This is a genomic window from Microcoleus sp. AR_TQ3_B6 (genome assembly GCF_036702785.1).
Classification (GTDB): Bacteria; Cyanobacteriota; Cyanobacteriia; order Cyanobacteriales; family Microcoleaceae; genus Microcoleus.
This window is the reverse complement of sequence record NZ_JAUBVJ010000007.1, coordinates 117,245-137,651: the sequence shown is the minus strand read 5'-3', so window position 1 is coordinate 137,651 and position 20,407 is coordinate 117,245. Positions and strand designations below refer to the sequence as shown.

Here is a 20,407-nt window from a genome sequence, read left to right as displayed (position 1 = left end):
GCGCGTAATACTCAATACCCAATAATTCAAAATTACCAGTGAGTCAAGCGCCATTCAATGAGCGTGCGTAAGCGTTGCCCTCGAAGAGGATCGCTCTTTTAGTTTCTAGTCCGAGCGTTCTTTTTTGTGAGACATATATAGCCTTTCTCAGATAGATGAGGTACAAGTTGAGATTTGAGATTTGAGATTTTAGATTTTAGATTGGGGGATTGGGGAATTGTTAATTAATTCGTGAATACCTCATCTTTCCGAGAACCGCTATAGATATCCTATAATTAAAGCTGTTGGTGTCGTACTACGATCATTTCTCTGCTACAAATTACAAGCTGAATACCGATCGACAGTGGGACATTAGCATGAGAATTGACCGAGTAGAAATCGCAAACTTCAAGAAATTTTCAGACTATACCCTTGACTTGCATCCCCAATTTACCTTGCTAGTTGGGGACAATGGCACAGGTAAAACGACGATCCTCGATGCTTTGGCGATCGCGGCTGGAATTTGGCTGGTCAACTCCCCCGACACAACCCTCAACAATAGCCGCCGTAACATTCTTCCCTCAGAAATTCGCTTAGAAGCGATCGAATCCGACACCATCACCCAATTTATAGAACGAAAACCCGTCCAGATTAAAGCGATCGGCACCATTAACAGTCAGCCAGTCCAATGGCTCAGACAAATCAAAACTAACGGCTCTAAAACCTCCAACACAGAAGCCAAACAAGCTCTAGAAATTATCTCCACTTTATTTCAACAGGTTGAAGCAGGCGAAAAAATTTGGCTACCCATCATCGCCTACTACGGAGCAGGTCGAGCTTGGCTACCCTCCAACCAACGCGACCCCAAAGCCACTACCCACACCAGCCCCGCCCGCCGTTGGGATGCCTTCTATGACTGCTTTAAAGAACGGATTAGAATCGCCGATCTCCATACTTGGTTTCAGAAAGAAGCGATCGCTTCGGTCAATCGACAGGGACAAATGCGCCCTGGTTACAAGGTGGTAAAGTTGGCTATTTTGCGTTGTATTCCCAATGCAGATGACCTATGGTTTGACCCAGAGCGATCGGAAATAGTTGTTTCTATCCAAAGCAACCCCCAACCCTTTAGTAACCTTAGTGCAGGTCAAAAAATGATGGTAGGTCTAATTGCCGATATTGCCATCAAAATCGTTACTCAAAATGCCTCTTTCCTAACCGAAAAATCCGAAGATATATCTAGTCAAAAATTGCCTCTAATTTTGCGAAAAACACCAGGGCTAGTCCTAATTGATGAAATAGATGTACATCTCCATCCGAAATGGCAACGTCAAGTTGTGAATGACCTCACCAAAACCTTCCCCTCAATCCAGTTTGTTTGCACTTCCCATTCGCCGCTTGTTATTGGTGAAGTCCAAGCAAGCTGTATTAGAAGTCTCGAACGTGATGAAGAAACTGGCAAAGTTATTTCTACAATTCCCTTAGAATCTTATGGTCTTGATGCCAACCGAATACTAGAGGAGCAGATGGGAGCGTCAGAACGTAATCAAGAGGTAGCAGACGAGCTTCACGCTCTTTTTAGACTAATTGATGATGAAAATTTTGATGGCGCACGTCAAGCTATGATTCCCCTTGGTGAAAAAATTGGACACGAAGATCCTGAGATTACTCAAGCTCGATCGCTGATTAAATTCTTAGAAGGTAATGAATGAGAAACATCCAGAAAAAGACCGAACCAACGTCGTTGACACAGCATCGGTGCAATACAAATACTGACTATGATAACTATGCCCAAAAAGATGACCTGAGAGCAAGTCGGGTGAGCGAGCAAAGAGGAATTTGCTGTTACTGTATGCAACGGATTCGTCCTGACTCAGAAAACATGAAAATCGAACACTGGCAAAGCCAAGATCGATACCCTCAGAGACAGCTAGAATACAATAATCTCCTTGGGGCTTGTCGAGGAGGAAAAGGGCCAAACAAAGATAAACAGCACTGTGACACAAAAAAAGGAAATCTCGATCTAACTTTTAACCCTGCCGATCCATCTCATAACGTCGAAGGTAAAATACGTTTCTTGGGAGACGGTAAAGTTGTATCAAATGATCGCCAATTCGATAAAGAAATCAATGAAGTCTTGAATTTGAATGAAAAGGCGTTGGTTGGTAATCGTCAAGCAGTATTAAAAGCCTTTCGCAAAGGATTGATTCAAAAACAACCCTCTGATGCAGATATACGAAAAGAACTACGCAAGTGGAATGGCGATAATGGAGGAGAACTAGAGCCATTTTGTCAGGTTGTTGTTTATTATATTCGTAAAAAGATCGATAGAATGACATCAAAAAGAACTTCCAAATAAGCCTTTGAGAATGCGATCGAAGATGTCCTCCCAGAACCGATCGCCATTAACAGAACTATTAGTTTGAAAACAGCCCCCAACCCGCACCTTGATAGTGCCATCTGTTCCTTGAAAATGCCACTCATTGCCGGTTGCTAAATGGGTATAGGCAATGCAATCACGATCCACTAAATCATCCGGCTTTTTGGATTCTCCCGCTTGCTCAAAATAGCCTGTTGTTGCCACTGTGACGCGGCGAGTCGTGCCGATGCGATCGCTAATCATGGAACTATCCAGACGATTACCAATGCGGACCAACAGGTCTAAACCATTCTCTACAATGTCCACAAAATGATCCGCCATCATCAAATCGATCTTGACATCGGGTCGGTTTCCGGGGAGTTTAATGTTTCATTTTTACACTTGACAAATTATATTTGGTTGCCGAAAGCTGTGCAACCATTTCTGCACGAGACGAAACCTCAAGCTTGCGGAACATTCGCTTCAAAGCTTGCTTGACTGAATTCTCAGTAATCCAAAGTTCCCTCCCGATTCCTGCGTTGGTTCGCCCCAAAGCAACCAATTCGGCAATTTGCAATTCACGAGGCGTGAGGCGTGAGGTCTTCAAAGGTTGGTGTTGCGATTCCCTAGGGGATAGCTTCGCCGCGCGTACTGTTGCAGCCCAAACAGACAAATGCAAACAGATCGCACTCAAATCCGCTAGATTTTCTGTATCGAAGGCCGGCATAGACCGATCGCGCGTACAGCCCACTACACCCACTAATTGACCGCGACTGACAATCGGTCCCGCCATCACGTGCCAATGATCGGGTCGGGGACAAATTATTGTCCAAACCTTGGGAGATGCCACCAATGCTTCATGGACAGCAGCGTGACGTTCCACTAGATAACGCGCAACAGGATTATGTTCGATTGATAGTCCCATTTGCAGTGTTTTCTGAAGCTTGCTATCTACCAAGGGCAGTCGATCGAAGAAAAAGATTCCCCATCGCTTCGCTGCAAAATAGTCGCCGATTTTGGGGACGACTTGCGATCGCAAATCTTGTTCGTCCTTTACCTGGTCGATCGCTTCAAATAAAAGCTGCAAGGGACTTTTCATGGTCATGGTGTCAACGGATTTTAGATTTTAGATTTTAGATTTTAGATTTTAGAATTGACCCCACCGATGAATCTGGGGGCTTGTAACCCAATTGCTTGATTGTCAAAAAGAGTACCCGATCGAGGTCTAGAAGCATTGCAATACTCGAATTATATTACCCTTGTAATCTCAAAAGCAACTTGACATGACAACAAGTTTGGAAACCGAGGGCGATCGCACTCCCACACCTTGGATACAGATCGGCTTTTATGTGACCTCAATCATCTTTAATGTCTGCTTGATTGCCCAGTTATTAACGGTTGGAGTTGCCTACTTCAATAATCCTGCATGGTGGAATATTCATGTTTGGCTAGTGCGAGGGTACAGTGGGCTGTCATTAGTATTACTGGGATGGTCATTTATCGCCCCATTCTCACGCAGAATACGACATCTCGCCGCAAGTTTGCCAATGCTGCTTGGACTACAATTTGCCAGCATTCATCTCAAAAGTCCTCTTCACCTAGAGATACTCCATCCTCTAATTGGATTTACGTTACTCTATGTTTCTTCAAGCCTTGTACATCGCATAGGGCGCACTTTATCGCCCACCAACTATCAGAACAATCAAATTTGAGAGGTAGAAATGACGCAAGATACAATCTTCAGCCCCTTCTTTGCAACAGTGTTTCTCACATTCCTCGTCTGGGTGTATATGTACATCCGCCGTATCAGTTTTATCACCAGTAGAAAGCTCACCCCGAATGAACTTGCTGTACCGGGCGCACTGGCACAAATTTCGCCCCCAAGCGTATCCAATCCATCGGATAACCTCAAAAACCTGTTCGAGATTCCGGTACTTTTCTATGCGCTTGTCCTATACCTGTTCATCACAAAGCAGGTGGATACAGTATATGTAAACGCCGCGTGGGTCTTCGTTGTGTTTCGCACATTGCATAGCGCTGTCCATTGCACCTTCAATCTCATCATACTTCGGTTTTACCTCTACCTATTTGCCACGATCGCGGTGTGGTTCATCGCGATCCGCGCAGCACTTATCCACTTTGGCACAATTGATTAACCTCGCTCAAATGAGCTAGAAGTTATCAACAGTCGGCGAACAATGAGCGTGCAGCCGAAAGCCCGCCCTGTTTCTGCCTGTGTGTTCGGGGTATTGCGGGGCGGTCTGCCACTGAACTGAGTCGTTAGCTCGCATCGCAATACCCAATACTTTAAAAATACCAGTATAATTGAAGATATTTCTAACGAAACAGCGGTTGATTTGATGCAGCAGGGACGTTTAAATGCCGCCGTACTCTGGCAACCGCTTCTAGGAGAAACTGCCCAATCAATCAAGGGAAATAGTATTTTTACCACTCAGGAAGTTGAGAGTTTAGTTATTGATATATTGGTTTCTCGGTAAACAATTACTGGCACGAAAAAAGCTGAATTAAAGCAATTTATTAGGGCTTGGTTTGATGTTGGGAGTGCGGTGGAAACAAAGCCTAATCAAGTGTTTCAAAAAGTTGCTCAAAACCTGGGACAGAAGGGTGAGGCTTTTGCTAAAGATTACGCTGGTCTGAAAAAGGGTGACATTGCCATGCAGCAGAAGATGTTGCTGTCTGGTAGGTTGCCAGAGGCGATCGCTCAAATGGCTAAACTATTAAAATCTGACCCCCGTCCCGGACGGATGCCGCGTCAGGATCTGGAGATTAACACTGAGCTCGTAACTACAGCGATCGATCAATAAAAATTATGAGGAAATTCCTGCAGCCCCATAGCTTGTCGCAGCGCTTGCTGGTTAGCGTTGGGTTGTCGATTACGACAGTTGGACTGGCAACTCTGGGACTTAACTATCGGCTGATGCAGTCTGACTTAGCAACGCAAGTTCATAACCGGGCTCAATCAATTACACAATCTCTGGAGTTTTCTACAGAAGGCTTACTAGAGTTGGAGAATAAAAGCATTCTGCGACGGGTTGTGCAAAATTTTGCCACGATGCCCGGTGTCCTAGAAATTGCGATTGTCGATCCATCTGGAATGGCGATCGCCCGCAGTCCTCAGAATACGACTAATCTGCCATACACTTCGATCTATCCACAACTCGCGATCGCGATCGATCGGGCGGCAACCGCAGGCATTGAAGTCCGGCAAGATATCGTCGTGGACAACCAGCCTGCGATCGCACAAATTCGGCCTTTTAGCAGTACCTTGTTTGGCGCATCTCAACGGCGGGGAGTGGCGATCGCGCTACTCGATCTCAACCAAATGAAGCAAGCAGCCGACAGAACCTTCATTACCTCAACATTGTCATTGCTAGTTGGCATAATCACAATTTTGTTAATCATGGGGATACTCCTTCAGAAAAATGTATTGCAACCCTTGCGCGACTTAAACGAAGCAGTTTCTCAAAGTAAAAAAACTGGCATCTTTCCTATGCCAAAGACGATTACAGCTAACGAAATTCAATTTTTGGCAAGCACATTTGAGGAAGTATTCCGACAATTGGAAATCCACGACCAACTCACCGCCGAAATAGCTCAACGGAAAGAAATAGAAGTCACATTACGCGATAGCGAAGCCAGAGAACGAGACAAATCTCAGCAACTCGAGCAGGCAATTGAGACTTTAAAACGAACGCAATCCCAACTGATTCAGAAAGAAAAAATCTCATCCTTGGCGCAATTGGTTGCAGGAGTGACCTATGAAATTAACAGTCCGGTCGGCTTCATTCATGGCAATCTAATTCACGTACAAGAGTATGCTGACAGTCTATTAAAATTGGTACACCTATATCAAAAGCATTATCCAAACCCAATTGGCGAAATTGAGAAAGAAGTAGAAAATATTGAGCTGGATTTTTTGCAAGATGATTTACCTAGAATTCTGAGTTACATGAGAATTGGTACCGATCGCATTCGCCAGATCGTGCAGTCACTCCGCAATTTTTCCAGGATGGATGAGTCAGAATTTAAAGAAGTTGATATCCATGAAGGAATTGATAGCACGCTGTTAATTTTGCAACATCGTCTCCAAGCGCGGCCCGAACATCCAGAAATTAAAGTCATTCGAGACTATGGTGATTTACCGCTAGTTGAGTGTGATGCCGGACAACTTAACCAAGTATTTATGAATATTTTGGCAAACGCCATTGATGCACTCGAAGAAATAAATACTCAACGGGTAGCTTGCTGGATCGACAAGCACCCATGTTGTATTATTACAATTTCTACCTCGGTGGTAGATTCGCAATGGGTTAAAATTGCGATCGCCGATAATGGCAATGGAATTCCCGAATCAATTCAAACACAGATATTCAATCCATTTTTTACAACAAAGCCTGTAGGGAAGGAAACCGGAATGGGAATGGCGATTAGTTATCAGATTATTACTGAAAAACATGGTGGGACGCTTAGGTGTTTTTCAACGCCAGAAAAAGGGACGGAGTTTGAGATTTGTATTCCTGTTCAGCAGCAGGAGTTGACGATGGGTAAAATTTTGGTATAATTAATGCTTCTAATACTGTAAAATAAAATCGTAAGTTGTCATTTTAGCAAAATATTTATGGAAGTCAAAGTCAAAAATCTTGGTGTTTTAAAGCAAGCCGAATTCACCCTTGGCGACCTAACAATTATTTGTGGTGGCAATAATACCGGTAAAACCTACGCTACTTATGCACTATTTGGCTTTTTGTTTACTTGGAAACAGAGATTTTTTATCGAAATCAACCATGATAAAATTGAGCAACTTCTTAATGACGGAGTAATTCGCCTGGATCTACAAGAATATATCAAGCAGGTTAAGCAGATTGTTGCTAAAGGTTGTCAGGATTATACACAGCGATTGCCTGAGATTTTTGCAGCATCGGCGGAACTATTTAAAGACACAGAGTTTCAGGTAAGTATAGATATAAAAAATATTAGTTTTGCAGACCGATTTGAGAGTACAAAAGGATCGGCAAATGACGCAATATTATCGATGATCAAAATTGAAGAAAGTACAGAATTAGTTATCGCTCTGATAGTTGAAAAAGACAAGGTAAAAATTCCCAAGTATATAATTAGGCATCTCATTACTGATGCAGTAAAAGACATTATTTTTGCTAAAATTATTCCTCGTCCTTTTATCGCTAGTGCAGAACGAACTGGTACAGCTATTTTTCGCAAAGAGTTGAATTTTGCCCGTAATCGCTTGCTTGACGAAATGGATCCAGCCAACAATAATCTCAATCCAATGAACCTTTTCTTAGAGGTTTATCAGAATTATGCTCTGCCGATAGAGACAAATGTAGATTTTACCAGAAAACTGGAAACCATTGTTAAAACAACCAGTTTCATTGCTGAAAACCATGCCGATGTATTGACAGATTTTGCTGACATCCTCGGTGGTGAGTACACTGTAATCCTAAACGATCACCTTTATTATGTGCCGAAGGGTAAACGGGTTAAGCTTTCTATGGATCAAAGTTCTAGTGCTGTTCGTTCTCTATTACATATCGGTTTTTACCTGAAACATGAGGCTCAGATTGGCGATTTATTGATTGTAGATGAACCAGAATTGAATCTACATCCTGAAAATCAGCGCCGCGTCGCACGGCTATTTGCCAGACTGGTTAATCTAGGTATTAAAGTGTTTATAACTACCCATAGCGATTACATTATTAAAGAACTGAATACTTTGATTATGCTTAACCACGATCAACCTCATCTGAAGCGAATTGCTGAAGAAGAAGGTTATCGCGAAGTGGAACTGATCTCGGCTGAAAAAATTAAAGTTTATATTGCAGAAGAAGCATCAATTCTTTTAGAAGGGAAGAAAAGAAAAACTCAATGTCAAACCCTGACACCAGCAGATATTGATCCAGAAATGGGTATTGAAGCTCGCAGTTTTGATACAACTATTGAGACTATGAACCGGATTCAGGAAGCGATTGTCTGGGGTAAGGATTAATGTCTGATATTGCTATCCTCAAAGAGATGATTAAACAAAGTGCTACAGTGCCATTGGTAGAGGATAGCTATGGTAAAAAGCAAGTGACACTCAGAGAACCCGCTCTCCCCAACTGCTTTGTGACAATTCGTGGAATGCCCCAGGACGATCAAGTTATTATCATTAAAGTCGATGATTTTACATCACCTAAAGCGATATTTTGTGGCTCAAAAGGTGAATGCAAACGTGCAGATTTTGCGATCATTGCTGATACTGGTAAGAAAAAAGTTATCCTCTGTATTGAGATGAAGGCAAAAAGTAAAACAAGCCTAGAATGGGAAATTATTCAGCAACTTAAAGGTGCACAGTGTTTTGTCGCGTATTGTCAGAAAATTGGCAAAGAATTTTGGTCTGCAAAGCACTTCCTTGATGCTTATGTCTATCGATTTGTCACTATCAGAAATATCAATATTCATAAGAAACCAACACGGGAGGCAATAACTGATAACCATGACTGTCCAGAAAATATGCTGAAAATCAGTTCCCCACATTACCTTCAATTCAATTTTTTGATCGGAGGGAGATAGATAATATCCTGGCCAACATCAAAATCAGTATTTTGGGACTTAGCTCTTACTTTTCCAACAACCTGTAACCCGTTACCCCTTTCTCCTTTCAACCTTAAAAACATCCTCAATACTTTTCCCCGCCGTTTTCTCCTCCCACCCCATCGCCATCAAAAAACTCTCAGCAGACTGAGTTTCCACCACATCCACCCCCCATTCTCCCGGTTGCAACGCATCAGCATCGCTACTCAAAGGAGGAGTCTTCTTCAATCCCGCTAAAATCAAAATATCAGGAAAAGAATCATCAGTTTTCCCCTGACTCATCCGCTTATCCACCAAACTTTGAACACAAAATTCTCCCACTTGAGGCGGAGAAAAAGCATCAGTAGAAAATAAAACTTCTACCATCCAATGCGGATGATTTAATTGACGACACTTAATCTCAGAATATTGACTTAAACCCTCAGCAAATACCCGAGTAAATTCTTCCCTACTTAAACAGGGAAAAACACCCTCGGGCATATCAAAATTATGAGAAAGTAACATCCGCCCCGTTCCCGATTCAGTCATACTTTTAGTTACTTAATTTGAGAAATTGCCAACTTAATCACACCTTGAATCGCCGCTTCAGACTCCTTTGCCAAAGCAGCTTGTAGCGGTTCGATCGCAGCCCGATCGCCCACTTTCATCAAAGACAAAGCCGCCGCCCTACGAGTTTCCCCATCACCATGCTCCAGCAACTCAATCAGATTAGGAATAGCCGGTTTATAAGCCAGATTTCCTAAAGCCGCCGCCGCCTCACAGCGCACATCCACATCAACATCCGTCAGAGACTTAACCAAAATCTCGAATAATTCATCCTGCGGTTCTTCCTGTGCAACCTTCGCGATCGCACCCACCACCGCACCGCGCACCACAGGTGAATCAGACGCGATCGCCCGATACAAATACTCCTTCGCCCCCGCCCCAATAAAAGCCAACGCCCAAGCCGCATGACCGATCGTACTCTCAGGCAAATCAGTTGACCCTAAAATATCCAACAAAGCCTGCACAGACGGCTCCCCAATCCTCGCCAGCGCCCCAATTGATGAACCCTTAACCACCGTATCCTCATCATTCAACAAAGCATGAATTAAATGAGGAACCGCAGTCGGATCCGCAATCAAAGTCAGAGTTTTAGCAGCAGCACGCCGCACAACCGGATTAACATGATTTGCCAAAGCATCTAATAAAAAAGGAGTCGCCACTTCCCCAATTTCAGCCAAAGTTTCCGCACAGCGCAGTCGAGTCATCCCCCGCGTATCGCCCAAAGATTCAACCAGAAGGCGCAAAGTTTCCGCATCATTAGCATTGAAAGTATCTAAATCTATTTGTTCCCTAACCCTTCCCAGTAAAGCATCTGTTTCAGCCTGAGCCAATAAAATTGGATCGGCCTCCGCTCGAGCATTAGAATTCACCATCATCATCACCTAATTATTAGTAGTTAGAGCCGCCAATTGAGCGCGAAGAGCGTCCAGTCCAGCATCAATCTTAGCAAGTTCCGGCTCAATTTTAGCCATCGCCGCCTTCTGAGGTAATTTTGCCTTTTGTGCCGCAATCATCGTTTCATTAACCAAACGTTCGCGATATTTCTCAAATTCAGCAATTACTTCTGCCACTTCTTCAGCATTAGTCTCCCTGGAATTAGCAACAGTTTCATCACCCTCAGAATCCGATGGATTAAATTCTTCGTTTTCAGACATAGTTTTGATACTTTAATAATTAGTCCGCCTAGGCAAAATTTGTGTGTGTAGCCGCGATTGCAATCGCCCGGATATTTTTTGTTTATGTAACCGCAACTTCAATCACCGGGATATTTCGACTTTGTGTGTGTCTAGCCGCGCCCGATTGCAATCGCCGGGATATTAGTGCTTTAAGGTGACAGCACACCCACCCCAGAAAACCTCAAGCGATTGTGTTCTAACATCTCTTCTAAAGCAGAGTGAGAAACACAACGACGCTCAGAACAGTACGCCATTTGTTTAATCCCATTTATCATCTGCACCGTCATCACCCGTACCCGAAAATGATCGTTAATAAACCAACAGCGTTCCTGTCCTTGATTAGTCTCATATTCCGTATCAATAGTCAACACCCCATCATCCGCAAAATGGTAAACACCAATGACCGGAATACCTTCAACATACCCTCGATTTCGCAGAAACTTGCCCGTTCTCGGATTACTAGGATTAGGCACATCTACAAGAATAGCAGCATAGTTTTCGTTCGGGACAGTATCATCTAAATTATCCTGCCACATAAAACTGCATCCCCCACTAACTAAAGCGGGATCCACATTCTGCTGTTGACAAACTTCTAAAATTCTGCGATCATCTGTTGACAAGACATCAACGATAACATTGGATTCTCCCGACTCATCAGCCGCAGCAGTATCAAAATTATGGACTGTTCGCTGAGTAAACCAAACGCCCTCACTCTTGCGAAAGAAATCCATCATAGTCATAGGTGGTGTTAGCAGCATTTCTGTGTCAAATTAGCGATAGGAATCAGAGGCATTGAGACAAATCTCCTTGAAAAACCGAGATTTAGGCTTTGACCTGAGCTTAGCCGAACCGCGAATCCGATCTGATTTTGGTTAAGAAAAATAAACAAACGTCAGTCTCGAATCCGTCAAATTCTAGGATAAATGACACAGGACAAATTTGAGCAACTCGCTCAATAAAATTTCAGAAAAATATAATGTCACCTCGTCAACACTCATCTTTCCTCTCCCAACCCCTTTCTGCAACAGAAATCTTACCAGCCATTGAGCAAGGCAAAAGTCTAGCTCAAACCAACCTCCCGGGAATCAACCTCAGCCAGATGGATTTATCTGGTATTGATTTCAGTGGAGCAAACTTGATAGGGGCAAACCTCAGTCAAACCAATTTGCAAGGGGCAAATCTCAAAGGAGTTGATTTACGAAGGGCCAATCTCAGAGATGCCAATTTGAGTGGAGCGAATTTACAAGAAAGCTATCTTTTTCGTGCAGATTTACAGGGCTGTAATTTAATCGATGCCAACCTACAAGAGGCAAAATTAAAATTTGCTCAATATGATGCTCATACCCTGTGGCCAGAAGGATTCAATTACAAAAATTCCGGAGCCATTGGTCCCCAAGCCAATCTCAGTGGAGCTTTTCTAAATACAGCTTACCTCAGAGGCGCAGATTTACACGGCTGTAATCTGCGAGGTGCCTATCTAAGTGGAGCCGATTTAACTGGGGCAAATTTAGAGGGAGCAGCCTTAAGTGGGGCGAGTCTTCAGAATGCCTTTCTGACTGGTGCTTATTTACGGAATGCTATCTTAATAGGAGTCGAATTACAAGGAGCGGATTTACGAGCGGCTGACTTAACCGGGGCAAACTTAGAGCAATTAAAGAGTATCGCTGGCGCTGATTTTACCCTAACACAAGGACTCACCAAAGAGATGAAAGCCATGCTTTGCAGTCGCGATCCCAAAGAATTAGGAACTTGGAATGCTTTTACTCGTAACAATACCGCTCAGAGTCTTGGCTCTCAGGTAAGATAAATTTACACTGATTGTGGAACTTCAAGAAGGTAGCGTTCTAAATCGAACAGAAAACCGTGAATATATTCCTCAGTCCACTCCTCACCATAGAACCGCGTAAACATCCCCCTCGCCGGATCTTTTGCAGCACGATAATTAATATAACGTCGCTGTGCCTCAAGAATCTCTCCAAGTCGCTGACTATCTGTGACAGGTTGTGCTTGCTCAACCAAATCGAGATAAGCTTGAAGATAATCCTTAAAAGCTTCAAAGACCGTAGTTTGCACAGCCTCTGTTTCCTTGGGGCGAGTCCAAAGAAAAGCAGGAGAAAAGAAAGGTTTTGCCTCGTCAGGAAAATCTCCTCCCCAAGGCAACTCCTTTTGATAAGTGTTGAAAATCGGTAAAATCGGCTCTGAGTATTGCTTCTGGTAAGCCCCATCGTGAAAAAGAGGCTGCATATCTAAAGCAATTAAATGTCCCCCCGGCAAGGTTACTAAGTCTGCCCCAAAAAAGGGCACGTCATAATTTAACTGCGGGAAAATCACAAAATTAAGTACCTGGAGAGCATCACCACCCTGAACATGAGCCGCCCGAATTTGCCGTAATTTTGAGGACTTAAAAGCATGACTTGTCGTCACAACCAACTGCTCTTTTTTCCCCTTCCCAGTTAGAGATTCTTTCCGTTCAAAACCTGCGGGAATGGGATAGGGCGCCCAGTCAAGTCGTTCTTTGAGAAGGGGGATAGCGTAATCTAAGAAAGGCTGATAAAGAGTCATTTTTAACTTATCTTACCCCCGCTGGAACTGCTAAGGGCACAGCATCTTCAAACAAAAACTCGTACAGAAATCGCTCTGACCATTCATGCCCAAAATAGCTGCCGAATAGCCCTGATGCTGGATCGCGTTCCGCACTATACTGATCGTAATCTTTCTGCGCCTTCACAATCCGCTGAATCTCTTCGGGAGTGTTAAGCGGAGAGGCTTGCTCTAGCATTTGCCAATACAACTCGACATATTCTTGATAGGCTGGAAACAAACGAGTTACAACCGTTTCTGCATCAGTTTTAGCAAATAGCAAGTTCTTGGAAAAATACTGGTTCGCATCGTAAAACTTCATTTCTAAGTCTTGCGTTAAATCTTTGTATTTCTCCTTAAGTGCGCTCATTGGCCCGATATATTTGTCTAGATAGGCTTCATCGCGGAATAAAGGTTGAAAATCCAAGACCACCAAGATTTTCTTCTGTCCAAAGGCTAAAAAATCAATTCCTAGTAAGGGCAGATCGTAATTATAATTCGGATAAATGACACTATTGAAAATTTGTGCCGTTTCTCCCGCATCAATGTAGGTGTAACGAATCTTTCGCAATTCGGGACATTGATAGCACCAACTTTGAATCGTGGCGGGATTTTTGCCTCTTTCACTCACCACCGATTCCAACCCAGAGGGAATGGGACGACTCTCTAGAGCAAAACGTCCAAACAGTTCTTTTTCTAAGAATTCCTGAAACGGCTTAAACATAGATTAAAATTTAGCTCCTTCAATCTTTCCCTCAAAGCACAATCATAAGGGATTGCCTTAAATCTTGTCCCTGTTTTTGACAAACAAAGTAATATTTCGTTACGAAACTCTGTTGTGCCCTCAGGATTTCCAAGCAAAACCCTGTACCAACCATCATTAAACGGCTGTAATTGTAATAAATCTTAACAAACTCCCTCATAATTTTAGTCTATCCTAGTAAACTACGTGTAATTTAATGACTATGCAATTAAGTGAAAGAGCAAAGCAATTAATTCCCCAAGCCAGAATTGTCAGTTTTGCCACTTGGAAAAACTTATATTCAGATGAAGTAATTGCCATTTTTCAAGAGGCTGACAATCAAAGTCGATATCTCACAGATGAGGATTTAGAACGCCTTAAAAAAATCGAGCCTAATCTCTCTTCAATGCTAGACAAAGCCAGATTATTGCGAGAGCAAGCTCCTAATCTTGTTGCTGATGCGAGGAAAAAGGTATTAGCCGACTTTCCCCATATCACTGAGCTTGGTAATGACCTTTATCCTCCCGAGCGTGCTGAAGCCTGTTGGCGAGATTTTTGGCATTTCCTACGCTGTATCACCTATGGAATTGCAGGTAACAGTCCTCAATTTACGAGCCAAGAAGGACTCAAAAACATGGAGCTACTCTATCAAGAATTGCGGGTTCCTCTTTCGGCGATGCTCTGTGGACTAGAAGAGTTGAAAACAGTTAGCTTGCAGCAATTTAATTTGGAAGAGCGGGATTTATTGAGTCTCTATTTTGACCATTTAATCACTGAGTTAAAAAAATTTAGTCAAGCTTAATCAACTCTCAAAGTATCAGATTTCTTACTATTTATTGTCTAAAGCAGCTTTTCTAAAGCAGTAGCAACGACTCGATGATTTGAGTCTTGCCGAAGTTGACTTAAAATTTCCTTAGCCTGCGGAGCGTCAAAATGTTGCAAAGCAGATGCGACGTGCTGACGCATACGTTCCGACTCAGAATTAGCCAGCATTAGTAACTGAGAAAGTGCAGCCTGTTCCTGATTAGTTCCGGCTAATGTACCAAGTGCATCCACAGCGGCTTCCTGGGTGGTCGTATCTTCGCCAGCTAAGGCTTCCAGACAGACCTCAAAGAGTTCGCTTTCGCACTCCATATCAACCAAAACAGCCAGAATACTACGACGAACTAACCAGTGGTCATCCTGAAAAAAAGTCAAGACTAAATGAGATGCAGCACATCGACCAAAAAGCGAAAGAGAATTAGCAGCCTCAGCTCGCACATTAGGCGTATTATCAAATTTCATGATTTGGAGCAATGCGGCGAAGGAATCGGCGGTTTGTTGTGTCCCAAGTGCCCGGCTAACAAAGGAACGTACTAAGAATTCCGGGTCATCGAGTTTGCCCTTGAGCAAGGGAACGGCAATCTCTGGTTGATAATCCTTGAGAGCCGCGACGGCCTTGAGTCGATACTGAAAATCAGGATTGTTCAAAGATGTTTCGATTTCGTGAATATCCATAACCACAACAAATTATAATTTTTGTTTATTTTAACCAAAAAGTTCCTAATTGTGCAAATAACCAAAGATATTTTAACACTTAATAACCTTGGCGGTTGTTAGTGCTAAGCTCTTTGATCGAATCGAGTCTGAAAACAGCCGTACTTGAACCAATATTGTCGCAGTTCATGATGAGGTGTATGCAAGCTGGCTTTAGCCTGATAGAGAATCACTTGTCGATGATTTCCCATCCAAAGTCGTTTGCCTGGTTCAACAGAAATTAAGCACCCTCCTAGACTGTTAACACATTCCTCAAATCGCTCAACTGCTGGATAGTCTAAAGTTTCAAAAATTAGCAATTGACCGGAAAAAATTAGGTGACGACTTCTGATCCAAGCCTGCATTTTTTTACAAGCTATTGGGGGTAGCATCTTTAAGATACTCAGCTTGAAAACCGAGTGATTTTTTTTCAACGTGGACAGAGAAAAAGAGCGAATAATAAACTCGCTCTAGAGAAAGTAGGAGATACCCAACTTAAAGGAAGACAAAGGTGAAGTTTAGGTAAATTTAGAGCCAACTTCAGTAATATTGAGAATTTTGCCTCCCATTCTCTGAATATTTTTAATTTGCTTAGACATTTGAGCATAGCTGACTTCATAGCTGATATTGCTCACTCTGACCTTATCGCCACCAGACTTAGCAGCAGTAATCCGAAAACGTTTACCAGTTGTGCTAGAGGCTCCACTGCTACCAACGCTAGAAAGTTTGATTTTCTGAGGCAGATTGCTCGCAACCGTAGCAATTAATTGAGCTTGATTACTGCTATCGCTAGTAGCTGAGCCTCCCAGCAAAGAAAGCATCCGATTAAACCCGACATTCTTGATACCAGTTTGGCTGCGAATGCTCCGAGGATAAGGCACAATATTCTCACCAAAGTTCTGGGTGTAATCGTCACTATCGATATAAGAATCGATTTCGGCTTCATAGCCTTGACCTTTACAAATTTGGACGTGTTCCGAAATCTCCGTCTGTTCTAAAGGAGGGCGACCTAGCAAATGCTTGCAGTTTAACTCGATGAACCGATAGGCAAAATTGGTGTTAAAAAATAGAGACTGATACAGGTCAGATTTTGCCACTTTTCTGACAAAATCACTGACGGTAATGTCACCATTGCGAAGCAAAGATTCGGCACTGGTGAGACGCTGACTTTCCATCACGTGAGCATTTCCTAACACCTGTCGGTAAGCAGCACGAATGACGGCTTGTAACTCGTATTTCGTTGCATTGGCTCGCAGTTCTACGGCGTCACTGACGAAAGCTGCTGTTAGACTGGACATTGTTTTTTCCTAACGATAATTAACGTTAATTAAAGTTGGATTGAGACTGTCAAAAGATGTTACTGTTGGTTGAATTAGCTTGACAGACGCGATCGCATCTGTTATCTAGACAGAGGAACACTATCTGTTTTTATCGTTATCGATTTCATAATTTCGAGGGGATAAGATAAAAATCGCGATGTTTCTGAGAGGGTAGAGAAGCAAATCTTTACTTCTCTACCCGCGCATCAGTCTAGGCCTCAAACAACTTCTGTGATGCTGACAATTTTGCCGCCTGCACGATGAATGCGCTGAATTTGCGGAGTCATATTCGCACCGGATACCAGATATTCAGTGTTACTTACTCGGCGAGGACTATCAAATTTAGACCCCTTGACTAAAATCTTGAAGGTCTTTTCGGTGGCATCTTTGTAAGCGCTGAGCCGACCGCCTGTTGTTGGTAAAGTAATCTTGTTACCGCTATTTCCAGCCACAGAATCTACTAAGCGAGAAGCGGTAAAAGCACTATCAACTCCTGCATAACCTTGATACAGGGAAAGGGTGCGATTGTAGCCGACTTGCTTTTGTCCGACTTGACTTTTTGCCCCTTTATAATAAGGGACTGTATTCTCGCCAAATTTTTGTTGATATTCTGGACTATCGAGGTAAGAATCAATTTCTGCCTCGTAGCCTTCTTGGATACACCGACAAATATGCTCAGAAAGTTCCTCTTGAGCTAAAGGAGCGCGACCCAACAAATGTTTGAAGTTTAGCTCGACAAAGCGGTAAGGAGCGCAGGATTCAAAATACCGACTGCGATAAAAGTCAGATTTAGCCACAGCGCGGACAAATTCTCGTACTGTTATGCTGCCATCGCACAACTTGGATTCTGCACTCGTCAGGCGTTCACTTTCCATGACATGGGGATTGCCCAACACTTGCTTGTAAACAGCGCGAATTACTGCCTGTTTATCCTCGGAGCTGCTGGTAGGCCAAAGTTCTACTGGCGCATCTAAAACGACACTCATTGAGTTTCTCCTCAGAAAAAATTATGCTTCAAAACAGAAAATCAGGGATTGTAAAAAACACGATCGGGGAGATAATTCCCCAAGTCGTTAAGGCAGAAGTTTGAGCGGTTGTTAGTTGACAGCAGTAATGCTGGAAATTATGCCGCCTTGTTTGTGGATGCGTTGATATTCTTGCGAGAGCCTTTCAAATGGTACGAGATAGGCTTGATTGCTAGAGCGAAATTTAGAGACTCGGTTGATCCCAGTCGCTGCTGAAGAACGATATCCAGTCACGGTAATGCGATAAACTTTGCCTTCTGTTGAGCCGCCTAATCCAGCACGAGTACGTGAATTAATAGCAGACTCTTGGAATGCCCAACCATCTCCAACTGCACCACCTGAAGGGGGAACTATTGGTAGGGGGGTTTGCTGAATCACGAATTTATTCAGAACAGGGGTTTTTCCTGAAAGACTGCCCTTGAGGTCGCTACTGGAAGCTCCCCGCAACAGAGCAAACATATGAGTAAACCCAACCATATTTTGTCCTGGCTGGGTTTTGTAGCCTCGGTAATAGGGAACGATATTTTCCCCGTAGGCATTTTGGTATTCATCGCTGTCGAGGTAAGAATCAATTTCTGCCTCGTAGCCTTCAGTATCTAAAATGGTGCTGTGTGCTCTCATTTCTTCTAAGCCATCTGGAGCCCGACCTAGAAGATGTTTGAAATTGAGTTCAATAAACCGATAGCGAGGAGAAGTATCGAAAAAGCGAGAGCGGTAAGCGTCTGATTTTGCCAGAGCGCGGACAAATGCGCGCACGCTCAATTCACCACTTTTGAATTGGGATTCAGGAATCGTCGCTCGTTCACTTTCCATGACGTAAGCATTACCCAAAACTTGCCGATAAACGGCACGAATAATGGTTTCTACTTCTTCTTCTGAACGTCCTGGGGTCAGTTCTAAACGGGGTGTTTCTTCAAATAAACTGACTCCAAGTCGAGATGCAGGTCCAAAAACCATTGAGAAAATCTCCACAATTGTATTACAGGAAAAACTACCATACTTAGACGTTCTATTAGAAAACTTAACATAAGTTAACAGTATGTCTGATTTGGCAGCTTATTTGTAGTACAGAATGAGGTTGAGATCTTGGCTGGGAGTCTCTTGTTACAAAAATTTTGCTGTAGTACGAAATGAAGGGTTGTAATATATGGCGAATGTGAGTTGAAATTATTAAGCCGATAAGTTATAAGATGTGAGGTAACTCAGTGGCAAAACTTTGACGCTTTTGAAAATGTAGAGAGCCAAAAGCCGAACCCCAAACCTGTTGATGAGTATTCACATCCAGTCCTCGATCGAGGCTACTCCAAGTTGTTTCTGTAATCTCGACATCACTAACTAGGTAGGTTGAACAACCTCTTTTTTCAATGAGACAAAGGTTTCCCGGTTCCACTCCGCCTCGAAACATTTCACCGTCTCGTTTGAAAATCATGGAACAGTGATAGCGTCGTTGCAGACTATCTGGTTTAATAGTTTTGAGAATGCTTAATTCTCGTGCGGCTCCGGCGTACTGTATTGGGTCTTCGAGGCTATAATTTTCAATATAAATTTGATCTCCTTGGTCAATTAAGCGATGAACTCCCTGACGATAAGGAGTCCACAGATCGTGGTCGTAAACCTGTTCTGAGTAAAAGCCAATGGCATTGAAAAATTCAAAGGGTAAGGGACGAAAAAATATCCGAATATGGGCAAATTTTTGTGGGTTATTAAAGGATTGTTGAGAGTTACTGAAATCCCCAGCCATCCACTGAGCTAAAGTGATTAAATCATTGCTTTTAACTGAATTCATAAGCTAGGAAGAAGGTAGAAGAAAGTTTGAGGGTAATTAACAATTAGCAAGTCACTAATTCCCTGAAAGCGAACGAATCTCTGAGGAAAATGAGGCGGTTACTACTCCACTTCCTCCACTGGTTTTAATTAGGGAAACACGAAACCGTAAATTAGGATTAGCAAACCAGATTTTTTCTTCTGCTGCGGCGCGATCGTAGCTAGTCAACAGCACAAAAGTTCCGTCCTCTGTGATGTGATAGTCACTTGCTGCGGCCATTGTTTCAGCATAACCTCGATCGCGTAATAACTTACCACGATTAGGCAGATTGGGATCGGGGATTGGTACAAGAATGCAACTCCCCTTAACCTCAGAATTTTCATCCCAATCTGACTCACCCTCCCAACTCATTTGAAAAGGGATTACGGCTTGGGATGGGTCAACCTTATACAATTGGCAGAGTTCGATTACGGCAGGATCGTCCGGTGAGATAGCAACGATATCAATGACTGACTGCACAGATTCAAAGTGTCTGAATGTCAAATGATGGGCGCTGCGCTGCGATCGCCACCGTCCTAGAGAATTTTCAACAAACTGCTTAATATTGTTCATGGAAAACATTGTACAGGGGCAAGAGCCAAAATATTGTTGTCTTGAGAACTACACTTTTTGCGCTCCTGTCCACGAAAAAAAGTGCTTTTAGCAACAAAAGTAACAAATTGTTACTTTGTTTCTCAGGAATGAGACAAAGGGAACACCCCAGAGATATATTCAAAACCATCAAGTTAGTCAC

Annotated in this window: 26 protein-coding genes; 11 read left to right on the top strand and 15 right to left on the bottom strand. The window is 43.0% G+C overall.

The annotated features are described in order from the left end of the window. Window positions 1–287 precede the first annotated feature (287 nt). Window positions 288–1,688, top strand: a complete 1,401-nt coding sequence (locus tag QUB56_RS05970) for an AAA family ATPase (RefSeq protein WP_332954032.1) — start codon at window positions 288–290, stop codon at window positions 1,686–1,688. Next, window positions 1,685–2,335, top strand: a complete 651-nt coding sequence (locus tag QUB56_RS05965; protein WP_332954031.1) for a retron system putative HNH endonuclease — start codon at window positions 1,685–1,687, stop codon at window positions 2,333–2,335. The genes QUB56_RS05970 and QUB56_RS05965 overlap by 4 nt, the downstream gene beginning before the upstream one ends. Here the strand turns inward: QUB56_RS05965 and QUB56_RS05960 are convergent. Together QUB56_RS05960 and QUB56_RS05955 are read right to left on the bottom strand one after the other, a co-directional pair. Beyond that, entirely contained in the window at window positions 2,315–2,722 is a 408-nt protein-coding gene (locus tag QUB56_RS05960) for a LysR substrate-binding domain-containing protein (protein WP_332954045.1), read from the bottom strand. The genes QUB56_RS05965 and QUB56_RS05960 overlap by 21 nt on opposite strands. Beyond that, window positions 2,718–3,434, bottom strand: a complete 717-nt coding sequence (locus QUB56_RS05955) for a LuxR C-terminal-related transcriptional regulator (protein WP_332954028.1) — start codon at window positions 3,432–3,434, stop codon at window positions 2,718–2,720. Before QUB56_RS05955 ends, QUB56_RS05960 begins: the two co-directional genes overlap by 5 nt. A gap of 184 nt (window positions 3,435–3,618) precedes the next feature. Here QUB56_RS05955 and QUB56_RS05950 point away from each other — a divergent pair, with 184 nt between their 5' ends. The 7 genes from QUB56_RS05950 to QUB56_RS05920 all read left to right on the top strand — a co-directional run bounded on the left by QUB56_RS05950 (window position 3,619) and on the right by QUB56_RS05920 (window position 8,926). After that, complete coding sequence (locus QUB56_RS05950) at window positions 3,619–4,047, top strand: DUF6220 domain-containing protein (protein ID WP_332954027.1); 429 nt, start codon at window positions 3,619–3,621, stop codon at window positions 4,045–4,047. A gap of 9 nt (window positions 4,048–4,056) precedes the next feature. After that, a complete protein-coding gene (locus QUB56_RS05945; RefSeq protein ID WP_332954026.1) occupies window positions 4,057–4,491 on the top strand; it encodes an MAPEG family protein in 435 nt (144 codons plus the stop codon). A 204-nt stretch (window positions 4,492–4,695) separates the two neighbouring features. Then, the gene (locus QUB56_RS05940; RefSeq protein WP_332954025.1) at window positions 4,696–4,833 is read left to right on the top strand and encodes a hypothetical protein; all 138 of its coding nucleotides are present in this window, start codon (window positions 4,696–4,698) and stop codon (window positions 4,831–4,833) included. Between the two features lie 69 nt (window positions 4,834–4,902). Beyond that, window positions 4,903–5,160: a hypothetical protein gene (locus tag QUB56_RS05935; protein ID WP_332954023.1), complete on the top strand. Its 258-nt coding sequence runs from the start codon at window positions 4,903–4,905 to the stop codon at window positions 5,158–5,160. 5 nt (window positions 5,161–5,165) lie between these two features. Then, window positions 5,166–6,917: an ATP-binding protein gene (locus QUB56_RS05930; RefSeq protein ID WP_332954021.1), complete on the top strand. Its 1,752-nt coding sequence runs from the start codon at window positions 5,166–5,168 to the stop codon at window positions 6,915–6,917. Window positions 6,918–6,974: 57 nt separating this feature from the next. Beyond that, window positions 6,975–8,360 carry an ATP-binding protein gene (locus tag QUB56_RS05925; RefSeq protein WP_332954020.1) on the top strand — a complete coding sequence of 462 codons (1,386 nt, stop codon included), beginning with the start codon at window positions 6,975–6,977 and terminating at the stop codon, window positions 8,358–8,360. Then, window positions 8,360–8,926 (top strand): hypothetical protein, encoded by a 567-nt coding sequence (locus QUB56_RS05920; protein WP_332954018.1) that lies wholly within the window; start codon window positions 8,360–8,362, stop codon window positions 8,924–8,926. The genes QUB56_RS05925 and QUB56_RS05920 overlap by 1 nt, the downstream gene beginning before the upstream one ends. Window positions 8,927–8,998: 72 nt before the next feature. Here the strand turns inward: QUB56_RS05920 and QUB56_RS05915 are convergent, their stop codons facing one another. The 4 genes from QUB56_RS05915 to QUB56_RS05900 form a co-directional block, all read right to left on the bottom strand. Continuing rightward, the gene (locus tag QUB56_RS05915) at window positions 8,999–9,475 is read right to left on the bottom strand and encodes a DUF2656 domain-containing protein (protein WP_332954015.1); all 477 of its coding nucleotides are present in this window, start codon (window positions 9,473–9,475) and stop codon (window positions 8,999–9,001) included. 8 nt (window positions 9,476–9,483) lie between these two features. Next, entirely contained in the window at window positions 9,484–10,371 is an 888-nt protein-coding gene (locus tag QUB56_RS05910; RefSeq protein ID WP_332954014.1) for a HEAT repeat domain-containing protein, read from the bottom strand. Window positions 10,372–10,374: 3 nt separating this feature from the next. Then, window positions 10,375–10,647: a hypothetical protein gene (locus QUB56_RS05905; RefSeq protein WP_332954011.1), complete on the bottom strand. Its 273-nt coding sequence runs from the start codon at window positions 10,645–10,647 to the stop codon at window positions 10,375–10,377. 170 nt (window positions 10,648–10,817) lie between these two features. After that, window positions 10,818–11,426, bottom strand: coding sequence for a phycobiliprotein lyase (locus QUB56_RS05900; protein WP_332954009.1), 609 nt, complete (start codon window positions 11,424–11,426; stop codon window positions 10,818–10,820). Window positions 11,427–11,644: 218 nt separating this feature from the next. On the opposite strand from QUB56_RS05900, the gene QUB56_RS05895 reads away from it, so the two are divergent. Further along, window positions 11,645–12,475, top strand: a complete 831-nt coding sequence (locus QUB56_RS05895) for a pentapeptide repeat-containing protein (RefSeq protein WP_332954007.1) — start codon at window positions 11,645–11,647, stop codon at window positions 12,473–12,475. A gap of 2 nt (window positions 12,476–12,477) precedes the next feature. On the opposite strand, the gene QUB56_RS05890 is transcribed toward QUB56_RS05895, so the two are convergent. Both QUB56_RS05890 and QUB56_RS05885 read right to left on the bottom strand, forming a co-directional pair. Then, window positions 12,478–13,230, bottom strand: coding sequence for a phycoerythrobilin:ferredoxin oxidoreductase (locus QUB56_RS05890; protein ID WP_332954005.1), 753 nt, complete (start codon window positions 13,228–13,230; stop codon window positions 12,478–12,480). A 7-nt stretch (window positions 13,231–13,237) separates the two neighbouring features. After that, on the bottom strand, window positions 13,238–13,972 hold the full coding sequence (locus QUB56_RS05885) for a 15,16-dihydrobiliverdin:ferredoxin oxidoreductase (protein ID WP_332954003.1): 735 nt from the start codon (window positions 13,970–13,972) through the stop codon (window positions 13,238–13,240). Window positions 13,973–14,207: 235 nt separating this feature from the next. Between QUB56_RS05885 and QUB56_RS05880 the strand changes: the two genes are divergently transcribed. Next, entirely contained in the window at window positions 14,208–14,792 is a 585-nt protein-coding gene (locus tag QUB56_RS05880) for a phycobilisome protein (RefSeq protein WP_332954002.1), read from the top strand. Window positions 14,793–14,830: 38 nt separating this feature from the next. Here QUB56_RS05880 and QUB56_RS05875 read toward each other — a convergent pair whose 3' ends face one another. The 7 genes from QUB56_RS05875 to QUB56_RS05845 all read right to left on the bottom strand — a co-directional run bounded on the left by QUB56_RS05875 (window position 14,831) and on the right by QUB56_RS05845 (window position 20,226). Then, window positions 14,831–15,487 (bottom strand): HEAT repeat domain-containing protein, encoded by a 657-nt coding sequence (locus tag QUB56_RS05875; RefSeq protein WP_332954000.1) that lies wholly within the window; start codon window positions 15,485–15,487, stop codon window positions 14,831–14,833. A gap of 104 nt (window positions 15,488–15,591) precedes the next feature. Further along, complete coding sequence (locus QUB56_RS05870) at window positions 15,592–15,870, bottom strand: CpeR family transcriptional regulator (protein ID WP_332953998.1); 279 nt, start codon at window positions 15,868–15,870, stop codon at window positions 15,592–15,594. Window positions 15,871–16,023: 153 nt separating this feature from the next. Next, the gene (locus tag QUB56_RS05865) at window positions 16,024–16,803 is read right to left on the bottom strand and encodes a phycobilisome rod-core linker polypeptide (protein ID WP_332953996.1); all 780 of its coding nucleotides are present in this window, start codon (window positions 16,801–16,803) and stop codon (window positions 16,024–16,026) included. Window positions 16,804–17,042: 239 nt separating this feature from the next. After that, the gene (locus QUB56_RS05860; protein ID WP_332953994.1) at window positions 17,043–17,810 is read right to left on the bottom strand and encodes a phycobilisome rod-core linker polypeptide; all 768 of its coding nucleotides are present in this window, start codon (window positions 17,808–17,810) and stop codon (window positions 17,043–17,045) included. A gap of 111 nt (window positions 17,811–17,921) precedes the next feature. Beyond that, window positions 17,922–18,806 carry a phycobilisome linker polypeptide gene (locus QUB56_RS05855; RefSeq protein WP_332953991.1) on the bottom strand — a complete coding sequence of 295 codons (885 nt, stop codon included), beginning with the start codon at window positions 18,804–18,806 and terminating at the stop codon, window positions 17,922–17,924. Window positions 18,807–19,032: 226 nt separating this feature from the next. Then, entirely contained in the window at window positions 19,033–19,635 is a 603-nt protein-coding gene (locus QUB56_RS05850) for a chromophore lyase CpcT/CpeT (RefSeq protein WP_332953989.1), read from the bottom strand. Window positions 19,636–19,689: 54 nt separating this feature from the next. Beyond that, window positions 19,690–20,226 carry a phycobiliprotein lyase gene (locus QUB56_RS05845; RefSeq protein ID WP_332953988.1) on the bottom strand — a complete coding sequence of 179 codons (537 nt, stop codon included), beginning with the start codon at window positions 20,224–20,226 and terminating at the stop codon, window positions 19,690–19,692. Between the last annotated feature and the right edge of the window lie 181 nt (window positions 20,227–20,407).